The sequence below is a fragment of the Mycobacterium kyorinense genome, from assembly GCF_002101735.1.
GTDB lineage: Bacteria > Actinomycetota > Actinomycetes > Mycobacteriales > Mycobacteriaceae > Mycobacterium > Mycobacterium kyorinense.
The window spans coordinates 1-16,009 of the sequence record NZ_LQPE01000156.1 but is presented as its reverse complement, the minus strand read 5'-3'; the positions used below and the strand labels follow the sequence as shown (position 1 = coordinate 16,009).

Here is a 16,009-nt window from a genome sequence, read left to right as displayed (position 1 = left end):
CGGTGGCCGCTTTACGTCCATCACCGACACGATGACGAACCCAGCAACCGCGCTACACCACTATGCGGGACTCAACTCAGCAGCACCTCTCGCATCACCACCACCCACCCCGTCGGGCCGAGTCGCCATAAGTATGTGTATGTGCTTCCGCGAAACGCGCCTTGCCTTGAGCCATTGTCATCTCCCTGCCTGCTGTGACCGCAACATCGCTAACGCTGTGGTGTAGCGGATCGCCCGGCTTCGTGTTGGGTAAACGCGGCATGGCCCGCACCGACCGTCGCCGCAGTCATCTCGCTAGCCGTTGGTCACGAAGCCTCGTACCTGCGCTGATAGCATCTGAACGGTGCCGGCGGCCAAAGAGACTGATCCCGACGACACCGGCGGGCGGTTTAGCGCATTCGTCCGCAGTTCTGACTACGTACGCAAGTGGCTCGTTCTCGGCATCGCGATCGGCGTCATCGCGGGCGCCGGGGCGGTGGTTTTCTTCCTGTTACTGAAATACGCCGGCGAGTTTCTCCTCGGTTATCTGGCGGGCTACCACATTCCGACCCCAGTCGGCGAAGACGGCAATCATGTCTCCTCCGGCATGGATCGACCGTGGGCCATTCCGTTGGTCACGACAGCCGGTGCGTTGTTGTCGGCGATCATCGTCGCCTGGCTTGCCCCGGAAGCCGAAGGTCACGGCACCGACGAGGCGATCGAGGCGGTCCACACCTACCCCGGCAGCATCCGCGGCCGGGTGGTGCTGGTCAAGATGGTGGCCAGCGCGCTAACTATCGGCTCGGGCGGTTCGGGTGGTCGTGAGGGTCCTACGGCCCAGATATCGGCAGGTTTCGGATCGCTGCTGACCCGGAAGCTGAATCTGCCTGACGAGGACGCCAGGATCGCGGTCGCCGTGGGAATCGGCTCGGGCATCGGCGCTATTTTCGGCGCACCGCTGGGCGGAGCGGTGCTGGCCACGGCGATCATCTATCGCGAAGACCTTGAGTACCGTTCGCTGGTACCCGGTTTCATTGCCTCTGCGACGGCATATGCGGTGCTGGGTTCGATCATGGGTTTCGAGCCTTTGTTCGGCTTTGTCGACGCCGAATACCGCTTCGAAGCAGCATGGCCGCTGCTGTGGTTCGCGGTAATCGGTGTAGTCGCCGCCGCGATCGGCTACCTGTATGCCCGCGTCTTCTATTGGACGGTGGCGTTGACCAGTCGACTCCCCGGCGGAGTGCTCAAGCCTGCCGTCGGCGGACTGCTGGTCGGGCTGCTCGGACTGCTGATCCCTCAGGTCCTCAGCAGCGGCTATGGGTGGATTCAAGAAGCCCTCACACGGCAAACGCTGATGACGATTCCGCTGTGGATTGTGATCGTGCTGCCGATCGCCAAAATCGTTGCCACGTCGCTATCGATTGGTACTGGCGGATCGGGCGGGATCTTCGGCCCCGGCATCGTGATCGGCGCGTTTGTCGGGGCAGCGATTTGGCGACTGGCCGACGTTTTCGACCTCCCCGGAGTGCCAGACGACCCTGGCATCTTTGTTGTGGTGGGCATGATGGCGTGCTTCGGCAGTGTCGCCCATGCGCCGCTCGCCATCATGATCATGGTGGCGGAAATGACGGGATCCTTCGCGGCGATACCCGGAGCGATAATCGCGGTGGGCATCGCGTCGTTGTTGATGTCCCGCAGTGGCGTAAGCATTTACCGGTCTCAGCGTCTTGATCGCGAGACGGCTGCGGCCGAACGCGCAGCCGCGCGCGAACAGCCAAGCTAGCCGACTTCTTACTACCGGGACATAGCTTTCTCGATGGCAGCTTGCTGTTGCTCGGAACGTGTCGAGGCGGATCGGCGCACGTATCGCGACCAGGTCAAAACGGCCGCAAAAGCATAGAACGCCAAGAAAATCCAATACGCGGGCATCTCTGTGCCGGTGCTGAGGTACGACTGCCGCAGCGCCAGGTTGATTGCGACGCCGCCGAGCGCGCCGAACGCCGCGACAAAGCCGATGACGGCGCCCGATGTCGCTTCGGACCAATGCCGGCGCTCGGCTTCACTGATGGCCAGCAAATGGCTGCGTGCGTCGAAAACAGACGGGATCATTTTGTACACTGCGCCGTTGCCGAACCCGGACAGCATGAAAAGGATCATGAAGCCGCCGATGTAGCCGATTATCGTCAGTGCTGTAGTGCGACCGGGATTATGAGCGTCGACCGTGCTGATGCCGACCAGCAGTACGGTGGTTAACCCCATGGCGGCGAAGACAGCCAGCGCGACGCGGCTGCCGCCGAGACGGTCGGCGAGTCTGCCGCCATAGATTCGCGCCAGCGAGCCCAAAGCCGGTCCGATAAAGGCAAACTCGGCGGAATGCAGCGCTGCTTGCGCATGAGTTTGACCGGCCGCGGCGAAGTTCACTTGCAGTACCAGGCCGAAGGCGAACGAGAACCCGATCCATGATCCGAAGGTACCGAGGTAGAGCAGCGCGAGCAGCCAGGTGTCACGCTCAGAAAGAATTTCGCGCAGATGGCTTACCTCCGTGGGATGTTCGAGGTTGTCCATAAAATGCGCTGCCCCGACCGCAGCAACAGTCAGCAGCACGAGATAAAGTCCACAGATCCAGTACGGTTGGCGATGGCCGACAAGAGCGATCACGAGCAGCCCGATTAACTGGATCACCGGGACGCCGAGGTTGCCGGCTCCAGCGTTGAATCCCAACGCCGAACCCTTGAGCCGATGTGGGTAAAACGAATTGGTATTAGTCATCGACGCGGCATAGTTGGCGCCGCCACAACCGGTCAGCGCCGCGCACACGAGGTACGGCCACAGCGGTAGGCCGGGATGCGCTAACAACGCGATCGTGGCAACGGTCGGTACCAGCAATATCAGGATTGAGAACACTGTCCAGTCACGACCACCGAAGTGCGCGATACCCAACGAATATGGGATCCGCAGGCAAGCCGCGACCAAAGTGGCGGTGGCCCCGAGCAGGAACTTGTCGGCTGCGGAAAATCCATACACGCTTTGCGGCATGAACAGCACCATCACCGGCCAGAGCGTCCAGATGCCGAAGGCGAGGTGATCGCAGGCGACCACCCAGAGCAGATTGCGACGAGCGATCGTACTATTGCCCGCTTCCCACGCAACCGTATCTTCGGGATTCCATTCCGAAATACGATGTGAGCGGGTCATTTACACCTTTCCTGTAGGAGGGTTCAGCGGACAACGACGCGAATTATCATGTAAAATAAGGGCCTATCGGCATCGCATCAATACAGCGCATGATCAGCAGCGCCTGGCTCATCGTTTCCGAGCGGTGAGAATCAAATATTCCCAGTCCATTACGCCGTCAGTCATGTGTCGCTGCGCGAGTTCGGTGAGTTGCCTGTCAAGCGTCGCTGCCAGCACGGCGTTTGTGCCGATCTGGCGGTAGGCGTTGATTGTCGGGCCGTACTGGTTCTTGAAATACTCATGCACCGCCTCGGCGCTGTCGAAGCGGTCCACCCTCAACATGGCCCGCCTGGCGCGGATATCACCGACGCGGTCACCCAACAGCCCGGCGACATAGTCCTCACGCCCCCACAGCGCCGCCGGCGGCACACCTGGCGGGAGCGTCGGCCGGTACGGCCTAATGGCTGCCAGCATCTGGCCGAAGAATCCTTCTGGCGTCCAGCTGATCAGGCCAATCGTGCCGCCGGATCGACAGACTCTCACCAGCTCGTTGGCCGCCTGCTGATGATGCGGGGCAAACATCACGCCGATCGCGGAGAGGACCGCGTCGAATTCACCGTCTGTGAACGGCAGCCATTCGGCATTGGCTTCACACCATTCAAGCGCCACACCCTGTTCCGCCGCCCGTAGCCGGGAGCGCTGCAGCAGCTCCGGTGTCAGGTCGCTGGAAACGACGGTGGCGCCCGTCTTGGCGGCGGGTATCGAGATGTTTCCGAAACCGGCGGCGACATCCAGCACGCGGTCACCCGGACCGATGTCGGTGGCGCCGACCAGGACCGGCCCGAGTGGGGACATCACCTGCTCGGCATCAGCGCATAGTCGCCCATCGCCCACACTGTCTGGTTTGTCGTTGCCACAGGCGCTCCGCCGCTAAGGATGCCGATGCTCATCAAAATCTCCTGCCTAACAAGGGGTGGCTGCTCCGACACCGCCGTCGGTAGCACGGCAGCGAAACATCGCAACCCGAGCCAATCGTTACCTACAGCTACAGTAATACTAAAAAATAGTTTGTCTTTACCATAGTAGTTGCCTGCTAAACTGCTGGACGTGCCTGTGAACATCCCGGAGCCAGGCCCCACAACGAGGCAAACCGGGACCACCAAAGGGACTGGATAAGCGGACCAATGGCCACCAAAAGCGCGACGGCATCCGAGGAGTCGGTGGACGCGATCACCGACGCATTGCTGACCGCGTCGCGGTTGCTGGTGGCGATCTCGGCTCACTCGATCGCCTTGGTCGACGAGTCCATCACCATCCCGCAGTTCCGGACCCTGGTGATCTTGTCCAACCGCGGGCCGATCAACCTTGCCACGCTGGCCGGTCTGCTCGGCGTGAAACCGTCGGCCGCCGGGCGGATGGTCGACCGACTCGTCAGCGCCGGTCTGATCGACCGCAAACCGCATCCGACCTCACGGCGTGAATTGCAGGCGGCCCTGACTGCACGCGGACGAAAAGTCGTCGGTCAGGTCACGTCGCACCGGCGCGCCGAAATCGCCCGCATCGTCGAGAAATTGCCACAGTCCGAACGACATGGGCTGGTCCGCGCGTTGAGCGCCTTTACCGCCGCCGGGGGAGAGCCCGCCGCATATCTCGATGCCGAGGCGTAAGGCAACCCCACTCGGTCAACGCAATCGACATGTTGCGGCGCCTCAACCGAGCACGAAGTACCGCAGCCATAGGTAGATCGCCGAGAGTGCGATGGATATCGCGGTGACCAGTGTACCTTTGCGGGTGAATTCCCAAAAGGAGATGGGATAGCCTGCGCGCCGGGCGATTCCGAGCATGACGACATTGGCGCTGGCCCCGACGGCAGTCAGGTTGCCGCCGAAGTCCGCGCCGAGTGCCAGCGCCCACCACAGTGTGTCGGGGTCGACCGGGCCGGGCATGGCCGCGACGAGTTCAGTGACGATCGGTGTCATCGTGGCGACGTAGGGGATGTTGTCGATGATGCCCGATACCGGTGCTGAGATGCCGAGGACCAGCATGGTGGTTAATGCGTCGTCGCCGCCGGTCAGCTCGGTCGCTGCGCGCGCCAGCTCGTCGATGACACCGGTCTTCACCAACGCGCCGACCATGACGAACAGGCCCGCGAAGAACAGCAGCGTGTCCCATTCAACGTTCGACAGGTAGTCAGATCGCTGCAAACCGGAGATCACGATCAGGATGCCGGCGCCCAGCAGTGCCACAACCGAGGGTTGGATGTGAAGCACTGGATGGGCGATGAACGTGGCGAAGACCAATGCCAGAACAACGGCGCACTTGGCCAACAACCCGCGGTCGCGGATGGCTTCGCGTTCGTCTAGTGACATGACGTCGGCCACCCGCTCGGCATCGACGGTGAAAGAGCCTCGGAACAACAGGGGTAACAGTGCGACAAAGACGATCAACACGATGACGACGATCGGCGCCATGTGCACAAGGAAGTCGTTGAATGTCAACCCCGCCCGGCTGGCGATGATGATGTTGGGCGGGTCTCCGACTAGCGTTGCTGCGCCACCGATGTTGGAAGCGAACACCTCGGCCATCAGGAATGGCGCCGCGTTGATCTCGAGGCGGTCGCACACCAACAGCGTGACCGGGGCGATCAACAACACCGTGGTCACGTTGTCCAGCAATGCTGATCCGACCGCCATCACCACGACCAGCAAGATCATGATCCGTAACGGAGAACCGTTGGCGCGCTTTGCCGCCCAGATCGCGACGTATTCGAAGACACCGGTATGGCGTAGGACGCTGACGATCATCATCATGCCCAGCAGCAAAAAGATGACGTCCCAGTCGATTCCGGTCGCATGCGAGTAGAAGATGTCGTCGGAGCGGATAACCGGCAAGATCGACACGACCGCCGCGCCCGCCAGCGCCACCCGTGTCTTGTTGAGGCGATCGCTCGCGATCAATACGTAGGCGACGACAAATGCTGCTAACGCGACGATGCTCATGGGCGGCAGCGCCGTTCGCCGCCGTGCCTTATCGGGACAGCGTCGGAGATGAGCGGCGATTGCTCCAGCAGGCCGAGCGCGGTTCTGCCAACGGTGTAGCCCATAGCCCTTCCCTGGTCGTGCGACGACGTCGCCGACCAGGCTTCCCGGCACACCGAATTGTCACGCTATCAGCCGCGGGTACCGGCCCATGCGCTCAAGGTTTCAGCGCCGCCGCCAGCAGCCGCGATGCAGTGATCACCCCGTGTAGCGTGCCGTCCTTGACCACCGCGATGAGCGGACTTCGCGAGCGCGCCATCATCGCGGCCACTTCGATGATGGTGTCATCCGCGTCGGCGGAGGGCACGTTGAGCAAGTGGTCGGGAAGCACGTCGCGCACCGCCTTTCCACCCAGCTTGTCGGCTGCGCGGTCCGCCATTGATTCGTCGATCACACCGGCCAGCGAGGGATCGTCTTGGACGTACCGGGGCACGATGAACCGGACGACCTGCGAAGCCGGCAGCACCGCGTGTGGCTTACCCGACGAGTCTGTGACCACGATCCCGGGCAACCGGTGTTCGGCAAGCATTCGGGCGGCGTCCAGTGCGTTGGAATCGATGGCTATGACCGGGAATTCCTCGGCGATGTCCTCTGCGCGCATACTGCGACGATACGTCGACTCCGGCCGTGGTAAGGGCGTGCGCTAGTTTTCAGCTGAACAGGAAGTAACGCACCCAGAGGTAGATCGCCGAGAGCGCCAAGGACATCGTCGTTACCACGACGCCTTTGCGGGTGAATTCCCAAAAGGAGATGGGATTGTCTGCGCGCCGGGCGATTCCGAGGATCACGACGTTGGCGCTAGCGCCCACGGCGGTCAGATTGCCACCGAAGTCGGTGCCGAGGGCAAGTGCCCACCACAGCACATTCGGGTAGGCATGATCACTTACGGACTGGAGCAGCTCGGCGACGATCGGTGTCATCGTCGCGGCGTACGGAACGTTATTGACGATTCCGCTGAACACCAGGGAAACGGCCAGGATCAGCATCGTCGTCAACAACGCGTTGCCGCCGGTTGCCGTGGTGGCCAGGCGCGCCAACTGGTTGATGACACCGGTTTTGACCAGCGCACCGACCATGATGAACAGGCCGGCGAAGAACAGCAAAGTGTCCCATTCGACGCTGGACAGATAATCGGACCGCTCGACACCCGATATCACGATCAGGATCCCGGCGCCGAGCAGTGCGACCACCGACGGGTCCATGTGCAGCAGCGAGTGTGCGACAAACGCAGCGAACACCGCCACCAAGACAACACCGCACTTGATCAGCAGGCCCGGGTCCCGGATGGCTTCGCGTTCCTCCAAAGCCATCACGTCCGCGACCCGCGCAGGGTCGACAGCGAAGGCGCCGGGAAACAGGCGCGGCAGCATCAGGGCCAGGACTCCGATGATGATGATCACCACCGGTGTCAGGTGAACCAAGAAGTCGTTGAACGTCAGGCCGCCGCGGCTGGCGATGATGATGTTCGGCGGGTCACCGACCAATGTCGCCGCGCCGCCGATGTTCGACGCAAACGCCTCGGCCATCAAAAACGGCGCCGCGTTGATCTCGAGGCGATCGCACACGAGCAGCGTGACCGGCGCGATCAACAACACCGTCGTGACGTTGTCCAGGAGCGCCGACCCGAACGCGGTAACCAAAACCAGCAGGATCATGATGCGCAGCGGCGAGCCCTTCGCGCGCTTGGCAGCCCAGATCGCGACGTATTCGAAGACACCAGTTTGTCGCAGGACGCTGACGATGATCATCATCCCCAACAGCAGAAAGATGACATCCCAGTCGATTCCGGTCTCGGGAGAGTAGAAGATGTCGTCGGACCTGATCACCGGCAGGATGCACATAATCGCCGCACCCGCCAGCGCTACCAGCGTTTTGTCGACGCGGTCGTAAGTGATCAGCGCATAGGCGATCACGAACACCGTGATGGCGATAACGCTCATTTGCCGGCCCGTCGCTCGTCGCTCAAACGGCTCCCGATCAACGTTTCGGGCCGCGCCCAGTGAGCGTTGCTGCGGCACTGGATGTCGAGACCATGGTGTACTCCCCGGTCGGTGGACAACGATGCCGACCAGGCTTCCCGGCTCACCGCAGAACAACCTATATCACCGCCGCCCAGCCTGCGTAGGATGGCGGAATGCTTGAACAGATCCGCGGGCCCGCCGATCTGCAGCACCTTTCGCAAGCGGAACTGCGCGGTCTAGCTCGCGAAATCCGCGAGTTTCTGATCCATAAGGTCGCCGCCACCGGGGGGCATTTGGGGCCCAACTTGGGCGTCGTCGAGCTGACGCTGGCGCTGCACCGGGTGTTCGACTCCCCGCACGATCCGATCATCTTCGACACCGGGCATCAGGCCTACGTGCACAAGATGCTGACCGGCCGCTGTGCCGACTTCGAGACGCTGCGCAAGAAGGGCGGGCTGTCGGGGTATCCGTCGCGCGCCGAGAGCGAGCACGACTGGGTGGAGTCCAGTCACGCGAGCGCGGCCCTGTCTTACGCCGACGGGCTGGCCAAGGCATTCGAGCTGACCGGGCACCGCAACCGCCACGTGGTCGCGGTGGTCGGCGACGGCGCACTCACCGGCGGCATGTGCTGGGAAGCGCTGAACAACATCGCCGCGGCGCGTCGCCCGGTGATCATCGTGGTCAACGACAATGGCCGCAGCTACGCCCCGACGTTCGGCGGCTTCGCGAATCACCTGGCCATGCTGCGATTGCAGCCCAGCTACGAGCACCTGCTGGAGCGGGGCCGCAGCGCGGTGCGCGGCATGCCGATGATCGGCGAACTGGTCTACCACTTCATGCACAGCGTCAAGGCCGGCGTGAAGGATGCGTTGAGCCCGCAGCTGCTGTTCACCGACCTCGGGCTGAAGTACGTCGGGCCGGTCGACGGCCACGACGAGCACGCCGTGGAGACCGCGCTGCGCAGCGCCCGCGGGTTCGGTGGCCCGGTGCTCGTGCACGTTGCCACCCGCAAGGGCAACGGCTACGGTCCGGCCGAAAACGACGAGGCCGAACAGATGCATTCCTGCGGGGTGATCGACCCCGCGACCGGGCTGGCCACCTCGGTGCCCGGCCCGGGCTGGACGGCGACGTTCTCCGAGGCGCTGATCGAATACGGCGCCAAGCGCCGCGACGTCGTCGCGATCACCGCGGCCATGCCGGGACCTACCGGGCTGAGCGCGTTCGGGCAGCGCTTCCCGGACCGGTTGTTCGACGTCGGCATCGCCGAGCAGCACGCGTTGACGTCGGCGGCCGGGCTGGCGATGGGCGGGCTGCATCCGGTGGTGGCGATCTATTCGACGTTCCTCAACCGCGCGTTCGACCAGATCATGATGGACGTGGCGCTGCACAAGCTGCCGGTCACGATGGTGCTGGACCGGGCCGGGATCACCGGGCCCGACGGCGCCAGCCACAACGGCATGTGGGACTTGTCCATGCTGGGCATCGTGCCCGGTATCCGCGTGGCCGCGCCCCGCGATGCCACCCGGTTGCGCGAGGAGCTCGGCGAGGCGCTCGATATCAATGATGGCCCGACGGCCATCCGCTTCCCGAAAGGCGATGTGGACCAAGACATTCCGGCCGTCGAGCGACGCTCCGGGGTGGACGTGCTGGCGCTGCCGGCCGACGGGCTGAACCACGACGTGCTGCTGGTGGCGGTCGGGGCCTTTGCATCGATGGCGCTGGCGATTGCCGAGCGGCTGCGCAACCAGGGCATCGGCGTGACGGTGATCGACCCGCGCTGGGTGTTGCCGGTCTCGGATGCGGTGCGCGAGTTGGCGACGACGCACAAGCTGGTCGTCACGCTGGAGGACAACGGGGTATCCGGCGGTGCGGGCTCGGCGGTATGCGCGGCGCTGCGCCGCGCCGAGGTCGACATGCCGTGCCGCGACGTCGGTCTGCCGCAACAGTTCTTCGACCACGCCTCGCGCGGCGAGGTGTTGGCCGAGGTCGGCCTGACCGAGCAGGACGTGGCCCGTCAGATCACCGGATGGGTTGCGGCGCTGGGCAGTTCGGTGGCCGAAGCCGAGATGCGCGAACACCTCGACTAAGCCGAGCCACTACGCCAGCGCCGCAGCCAAGACCGGAACAACCAGCTCCCGCTGCCAGGCACGGGCTTGGCCTGCGCGCAGAAACTCATCGACCGCCTGCGCTGTGCCGCCTTCTAAGCCGCCTTCCCAGTCCCAGCACAGCCGTCGCACCAGGTCGGGGGAGACCAAATTCTCCATCGGCACCGACACCCGCCGCGCCACCTCGGCCAGCGCCGTGCGGGCCGCCTCCAGCCGCGCCGCTGCTTCAGGTCTGCGCTTGGACCAGCGGGCCGGGGGCGGGGGACCGTTGGGCTGGTCGTCGTCGTCGAGCGATTTCGGGTTCTCCCGGGCGGCCTGCAACGCGGCCAACCATGTCTCGGCGGCGCGGCGCTGTTTGCGTCCGCCGAATATCGGCAAGGCCAGCAGTTCGTCGACGGTCTTGGGGTCGGCGATGGCGGCGTCGATGATCGCCGAATCGGGCAGGATCCGGCCGGGCGCAATGTCGCGGCTCTGGGCGATACGGTCACGCGCCGTCCACAACTCGCGGACCGCGGCCAATCCCCGTTGGTCACGGACCTTGTGAATGCCCGACGTGCGACGCCACCGGTCACGCCGGGTGGGTTGCGCGACGAAAGTCCTTAGGTACTCGAATTCCTCTGCGGCCCAAGCGGTTTTGCCCTGCTCGGCCAGCACGGCGGCGATCGCCTCGCGCAGGTCGAGGAGAACCTCGACGTCCAGCGCCGCATAGTTCAGCCAGGCGGCCGGCAGCGGGCGCTTGGACCAGTCGGCCGCGCCGTGGCCCTTGACCAAGCCCAGGCCCAGCAGCCGCTGCACCTCGGCGGCCAGGTTGACGCGGTCGAATCCGGCCAGCCGGCCGGCCAGCTCGGTGTCGTACAGCGCGGGCGGTCGCATGCCGACCTCGACCAGGCACGGCAGGTCCTGGTCGGCGGCGTGCAGGACCCATTCGTCGTCCGCGAGCACCTCGGCGACGGGCTGCAGCACGGCCAGCGAGTCGCCGCCGTGGCTGACCGGATCGATCAGCACGGTGCCGGCGCCGGCCCGCCGGATCTGGATCAGGTAGGCGCGGTTGGAGTAGCGATAGCCCGACGCGCGCTCGGCGTCCACCGCGAACGGTCCGTGGCCGCTCGCCAGCCGTTCTGCGGCGGCCTTGATCTCGGTGGGGGTCACCGACAGGTCGGGCACCCCGTCGGCGGGATGTAGCAGCGGTGTGGGTTCGGGCTCCGTGCTTTCGGCGTGCTCGGGCGCAGGGTCGGTCATGTCAGGCGCGGGACCGGGAGCCGAGGTCGGTTACCCCGACCGGCGGCAATCCCGCGGCATGCTCGAGTACCTCGCAGAACGCCTCGACGTGCGTGCCGATGTCGAGGGTGGTCGCCGTCCACGACGCCCGCAGTTCCAGCTGGTGTGCGCGCGGCGGGCCGGAGATGTCGCCGTAGCGCACCGAGGTGGTGGCCGTGACGGTGCCGCCGAGCGCGGTGACGTGTTCGGCGCGCACATCCAGCGCGTCGACCAGCCAGCTCCACGCCACCTCCGGCAGCAGCGGGTCGACGGCTTCGCTGGAGTCCAGGTCGGCCTGGATGTAGGCGACCAGGCGCATGGTGCCGTCCCAGGCGTCGGCGCCGTCGGGGTCGTAGAGCAGGATCAACCGGCCGAACGCGTCGCCCTCCGAGCGCTCCGGGACGATCGCGGCGTCGGGGTGCTTCACCTCCGCACCCAACGCATAGCTGTACGGCGCGAGGCGCTGCGGCGGGCGGATGGGGCCCAGCTCGATTTCGGACCGCACGGTTGCAGCGTTCATGGCCGCCACCGCCTCGCGGAAGGGGACCGGTTCGGCTGAGGTCACGAGCGCCGCTCCTCCTGATCGCAGCGCTCTGCATCGTCGCTGGCGCGGGTCACGACATTTGACGGTAGACCCAACCGCCGACACGGGGGAACAGGCGCGCCGTTTCGGTCCCGCGGCCGGTCAGGCTACTGGCGGGTATCCCCCGAGAACCGTGCGGGTCGCTTCTCCCGGTGCGCCGCCAGCCCCTCGGCCACGTCGGGCCCGCTGAACGCCAGGAACTCCAGGCCGAGAGAGGTTTCGAAGGCCGGTGCGAACATCCGGTACCAGTGGTTGAGGGCATGCTTGGTGAACCGGATCGCGGTCTGGGCGCCCTGCGCCAGGTCCCCGGCGATGCGGGTCGCGGTGGCCAGCACGTCCTCGTCGTCGACGCACAACGAGACCAGGCCGATCCGCTCGGCTTCCTCGCCGGACAGCGGCGCGCAGGTGAGCAGGTAGTACTTCGCCTTGGCCATGCCGACCAGCAGCGGCCAGCAGATCGCCGCGTGGTCGCCGGCGGCCACGCCCAGCTTGGTGTGCCCGTCGATGATCTTCGCGGTGCGCCCGGCCACCGAGACGTCGGCGAGCAGCGCCACCACCAGACCCGCTCCGACAGCGGCGCCGTTGATCGCCGACACCACCGGCTTGTCGAAGTTGACCATGTTGAGCACCAGGTCGCGGGCCTCGCGCATGATGCGCATCCGGTCGGGAAACTCGCCCATGGTCTCGGCGATCAGGTCGAAGCTGCCGCCGGAGGAAAACGCCTTGCCCTCGCCGCGGACCAGCACCACCCGGACGTCGGGGTCGCGGTCGATGGCGGGCCAGATCTCGGCCAGGTCCCGGTGCATCTGCGGTCCCACGGAATTCAGCCCCGGCGCGTCGAGAATTATCTGCAAGACGCCGTCGTCGCCGGATTCGATTCGCAGACTTGGGAACTCGTCGTAGTTGACTGGCGGCTGCTGTACTGGCATACCGACGAGGTTACGCACGCGCCAAACGGCGAGGAGCATCGGCCTTGATGTCGCCGCGGACGATCCGTTCGGCCAGCCGCGACGCCAGCGCCATGATCGTCAGCGCCGGGTTGGCGCTGCCCTGGGTGGGGCACACCGACCCGTCGGCCAAAAACAGGTTGGGCACCGCCCACGTCCGCTGGTCGGAGTTGACGACGCTGGTTTCGGGGTCGCTGCCCATCCGCGCGCCGCCGATCAGGTGCGCGAAGCGCTGGATCGTCAACACATCCTGAGCGTCGGCGGCGTGCAGGATGTTGGTGATCACCTTGGTCGAGTACTCCATGTTGGCCTTGTCGTTGTCCGACAGCGAGTAAGCGAAGTGGGCGACCGGGATGCCGTACGGGTCGGTCTCCTCGGCCAGCGTGACCCGGTTGTCCGGATGCGGCAGCAGCTCGTTGAGCACCCCGATGGTGGCCCAGTGGTTGTAGTCACGCATGTATTCGCGCAGCGCCGCGCCCCAATGCCCGTCGGCCAGCACGTGTTCGGCCCACCCGATCGGCAGTGGCGACACGGTCTGGATGGAAAACCCGCGCGCGAAGCCGCGGTCGGGGTCGGTTTCGTAGAACTGCTCCGACGACACCTCCGGCGGCGGTGCCTTGTACATCCGCAGCTCCTCGGGCCAGCGGCCCGCGGTCTGCGAGGCGCCCTGCACCATCACATACCGGCCGACCTGGTCGTGGTTGTTGCACAGACCTTTCGGGAATCTGGGGCTGGTGGAGTGCAGCAGCAGCCGCGGTGTTTCGATCGAATAGCCCGCTACGGCAACCACTTTGGCGCGCTGGAAGCGCTCCTTGTCGTCGGCGAAATACGTGACGCCGCTGGCGTTTCCGGCCTCGTCGAGCTCCACCCGGGCGGCCATGCAGTTGGCCCGGATCTCGACGCCGTGGGCCAGCGCGTCGGGCAGATGCGTGACGAACGGGCTCGCCTTGGCGTTGACCTTGCAGCCCTGCAGGCAGTAGCCGCGGTAGATGCAGTGCGGCCGGTTGCCGAACGTGCCGTTGACGATTCCGACCGGGCCCACCCGCATCTCGATGCCGAGTTTGAGCGCGCCTTCCCACAGCTTCAGCGCCGCCGCCGCGACCGGGTGCGGCGAGTGCGGGTAGCGGTGCGGGTCGCCCCACGGCCAGTCCTGGCCGGCGACCGGCAATTCCAGCTCCAGCCGCTCGTAGTGCGGCTTGAGATCGGCGTAGCTGATCGGCCAGTCGGCGCCGACGCGGTCACGGGTGAACGTCTCGAAATCGCTGGGGTGGAAGCGCGGCGTGTAGCCGGCGTAGTGCACCATCGAGCCGCCCACACCGCGGCCGGAGTTGTTCTTGCCCAACTCGATTGGGTCCGACCCGCCGATGATCCGCTTCTGCGTCCAGTACAGCTGGTGCGACCCCGCTTCGTCGGACACCCAGTCCTCGTCGGGGTGCCAGAACGGCCCGGCCTCCAGGATCACGATCCGCCAGCCCGCGCGGGCCAGCCGCTGGGCCAGCACGGAACCGCCCGCCCCGGCGCCCACGATCACCATGTCGACCTCTTCGTCGTCGTGGTAGCGGCGCATGGTGCGCTCACCGGGCAGGTCGCGCGAGTGCACGTCGAGCAGGAATCGCGAATCATTGTCGCGCGGTCCGACGGCGCCCTTGAGGATTCCCCGCCAGAAGTCACCCATCGATGTCTTCCTTTTCGACGGTCTCGACCGGATCCTCGGACGTCGCACCCGGCGTCTCGTACGGCTCGCGGACCCCTACCCCGCCCAGCCGCATGAAGCCGCGCGGATACGCCGGGCCGCCGAAACCGATCTCGTTCCACGACCAGGGGTGGCTGTAGAAGGCGGACAGCGCGCCGCGCATCACCACCGACCAGGCGCGGGAGACGTTCAGCTTCTCCCAGCTGCCGCCGTACAACTGGCCGTCGGCAAACCGCCCGACGATGGCTTCGCGGGTCTTGGCCTCGGCGTCGGCGAAGGACTCTGCGCCGGCATCCCGGGCTGCCTCGTCGAGACCGGACAGCACCAGCCGCCAGGTGTCCCGGTCGTCGGGCATGTCGTCGTACTGAAAGCCGTCCAGCCGGCCGTCGGCCAGCTTGGCGTCGACGAACTCGGCCACCGGGATCCGCGGCTCGCCGTCCTGAGCCAACACCGTGTCGCAGAACGCGCGCAGCGTCGGCTCGGCTGCGGCATCGAAGAACCGCAGCGGCCCGGGTTCCTCCAACCGGGCCAGCACCACTTTGCGGGTGGCCTCGTCCCAGGTCTCGATCGTGGACAGCACGTCGTAGTCGGGGTAGCGGCCGATCATCTGCGGCGTCTTGCCGCGGCGCTGGCGCGGCAGCCACGACGGGTGCAGCGGCTTGCCGTCCGGCCGCAGGTTGGGCAGGTGCTGACCGCTGGCGATATCGCGCATGCTCACTTCTCGCGGCGCAGGATCGCGGCCAGCAGGCCCATCGCTCCGACGATGCTCATCAGCCCCGGAGCGGCGATCGGCGGTCCCATCGGCACGTTGTAGTTGGCCAGCCGCCAGCCGCCCGGTCGCCGGGCCACGCCGCGCGCATGGAAGTACTGGCCCATCAGCCCGTTGATCGCGTAGACGCCCGCCGTGATCGGCAGCCAGCGCTTGGCCCAGCGCTTCGAGAACACCCCGGCCACCCCGGCGACCACCACCGGCGGGGTCACCACGATCGGGCTCCACATCCACTTGTTGCCGAAGCTGGCCTTGTAATGCTCGAAGTAGATCTCGGCGGTCGTCACCACCGCGGCGAATGCGGTCAACCCCGACAGCGACCGCTCGAAACGGCCATGGGCGATATTGCGCAACGCGCGGTCGACGAAGTACTCGGCCTCCTCGACCACGCCTCCACCAGACTTGTCCATGAGCAACATCGAGGTCTCCTTAAGTTCGTAGGTGCAGTTACTTCGTGTTGTTACGTTGTGCTGTGACCCCGGGTGGGGCGGGTGAGGCTGCAT

General features: G+C 65.6%; 12 protein-coding genes and 2 pseudogenes. 3 read left to right on the top strand and 11 right to left on the bottom strand.

The features are described 5' to 3' along the window. Nucleotides 1-343: 343 nt before the first annotated feature. Complete coding sequence (locus tag AWC14_RS21850) at nucleotides 344-1,762, top strand: chloride channel protein (protein WP_045381996.1); 1,419 nt, start codon at nucleotides 344-346, stop codon at nucleotides 1,760-1,762. An 11-nt stretch (nucleotides 1,763-1,773) separates the two neighbouring features. On the opposite strand, the gene AWC14_RS21845 is transcribed toward AWC14_RS21850, so the two are convergent. After that, a complete protein-coding gene (locus tag AWC14_RS21845; RefSeq protein ID WP_057003196.1) occupies nucleotides 1,774-3,174 on the bottom strand; it encodes a nitrate/nitrite transporter in 1,401 nt (466 codons plus the stop codon). Nucleotides 3,175-3,282: 108 nt separating this feature from the next. Then, a pseudogene (locus AWC14_RS21840) lies at nucleotides 3,283-4,103 on the bottom strand (class I SAM-dependent methyltransferase). Nucleotides 4,104-4,337: 234 nt separating this feature from the next. Here AWC14_RS21840 and AWC14_RS21835 point away from each other — a divergent pair. Beyond that, nucleotides 4,338-4,820 (top strand): MarR family winged helix-turn-helix transcriptional regulator, encoded by a 483-nt coding sequence (locus AWC14_RS21835; protein ID WP_045381993.1) that lies wholly within the window; start codon nucleotides 4,338-4,340, stop codon nucleotides 4,818-4,820. 42 nt (nucleotides 4,821-4,862) lie between these two features. Here AWC14_RS21835 and AWC14_RS21830 read toward each other — a convergent pair whose 3' ends face one another. The 3 genes from AWC14_RS21830 to AWC14_RS21820 form a co-directional block, all read right to left on the bottom strand. Further along, nucleotides 4,863-6,152: an ArsB/NhaD family transporter gene (locus AWC14_RS21830; RefSeq protein WP_045381990.1), complete on the bottom strand. Its 1,290-nt coding sequence runs from the start codon at nucleotides 6,150-6,152 to the stop codon at nucleotides 4,863-4,865. Between the two features lie 196 nt (nucleotides 6,153-6,348). Continuing rightward, a complete protein-coding gene (locus tag AWC14_RS21825; protein WP_045381987.1) occupies nucleotides 6,349-6,792 on the bottom strand; it encodes a CBS domain-containing protein in 444 nt (147 codons plus the stop codon). A 49-nt stretch (nucleotides 6,793-6,841) separates the two neighbouring features. Continuing rightward, on the bottom strand, nucleotides 6,842-8,131 hold the full coding sequence (locus tag AWC14_RS21820; protein WP_045381984.1) for an ArsB/NhaD family transporter: 1,290 nt from the start codon (nucleotides 8,129-8,131) through the stop codon (nucleotides 6,842-6,844). A 194-nt stretch (nucleotides 8,132-8,325) separates the two neighbouring features. Between AWC14_RS21820 and dxs the strand changes: the two genes are divergently transcribed. After that, nucleotides 8,326-10,239, top strand: coding sequence for a 1-deoxy-D-xylulose-5-phosphate synthase (gene dxs, locus AWC14_RS21815; protein ID WP_045381981.1), 1,914 nt, complete (start codon nucleotides 8,326-8,328; stop codon nucleotides 10,237-10,239). Nucleotides 10,240-10,248: 9 nt separating this feature from the next. On the opposite strand, the gene AWC14_RS21810 is transcribed toward dxs, so the two are convergent. The 6 genes and pseudogenes from AWC14_RS21810 to AWC14_RS21785 all read right to left on the bottom strand — a co-directional run bounded on the left by AWC14_RS21810 (nucleotide 10,249) and on the right by AWC14_RS21785 (nucleotide 15,925). Continuing rightward, nucleotides 10,249-11,496, bottom strand: coding sequence for an HRDC domain-containing protein (locus AWC14_RS21810; RefSeq protein WP_045381978.1), 1,248 nt, complete (start codon nucleotides 11,494-11,496; stop codon nucleotides 10,249-10,251). Nucleotide 11,497: 1 nt separating this feature from the next. Beyond that, nucleotides 11,498-12,132 (bottom strand): annotated as a pseudogene (locus AWC14_RS21805) (DUF3000 domain-containing protein). A gap of 72 nt (nucleotides 12,133-12,204) precedes the next feature. Further along, nucleotides 12,205-13,026, bottom strand: a complete 822-nt coding sequence (locus tag AWC14_RS21800; RefSeq protein WP_045381973.1) for an enoyl-CoA hydratase/isomerase family protein — start codon at nucleotides 13,024-13,026, stop codon at nucleotides 12,205-12,207. A 10-nt stretch (nucleotides 13,027-13,036) separates the two neighbouring features. After that, nucleotides 13,037-14,719 (bottom strand): GMC family oxidoreductase, encoded by a 1,683-nt coding sequence (locus tag AWC14_RS21795; RefSeq protein ID WP_045381971.1) that lies wholly within the window; start codon nucleotides 14,717-14,719, stop codon nucleotides 13,037-13,039. Further along, complete coding sequence (locus tag AWC14_RS21790) at nucleotides 14,712-15,449, bottom strand: gluconate 2-dehydrogenase subunit 3 family protein (RefSeq protein ID WP_045381969.1); 738 nt, start codon at nucleotides 15,447-15,449, stop codon at nucleotides 14,712-14,714. The genes AWC14_RS21795 and AWC14_RS21790 overlap by 8 nt, the downstream gene beginning before the upstream one ends. A 2-nt stretch (nucleotides 15,450-15,451) precedes the next feature. Next, nucleotides 15,452-15,925 carry a hypothetical protein gene (locus AWC14_RS21785; RefSeq protein WP_045382062.1) on the bottom strand — a complete coding sequence of 158 codons (474 nt, stop codon included), beginning with the start codon at nucleotides 15,923-15,925 and terminating at the stop codon, nucleotides 15,452-15,454. Nucleotides 15,926-16,009 lie beyond the last annotated feature (84 nt).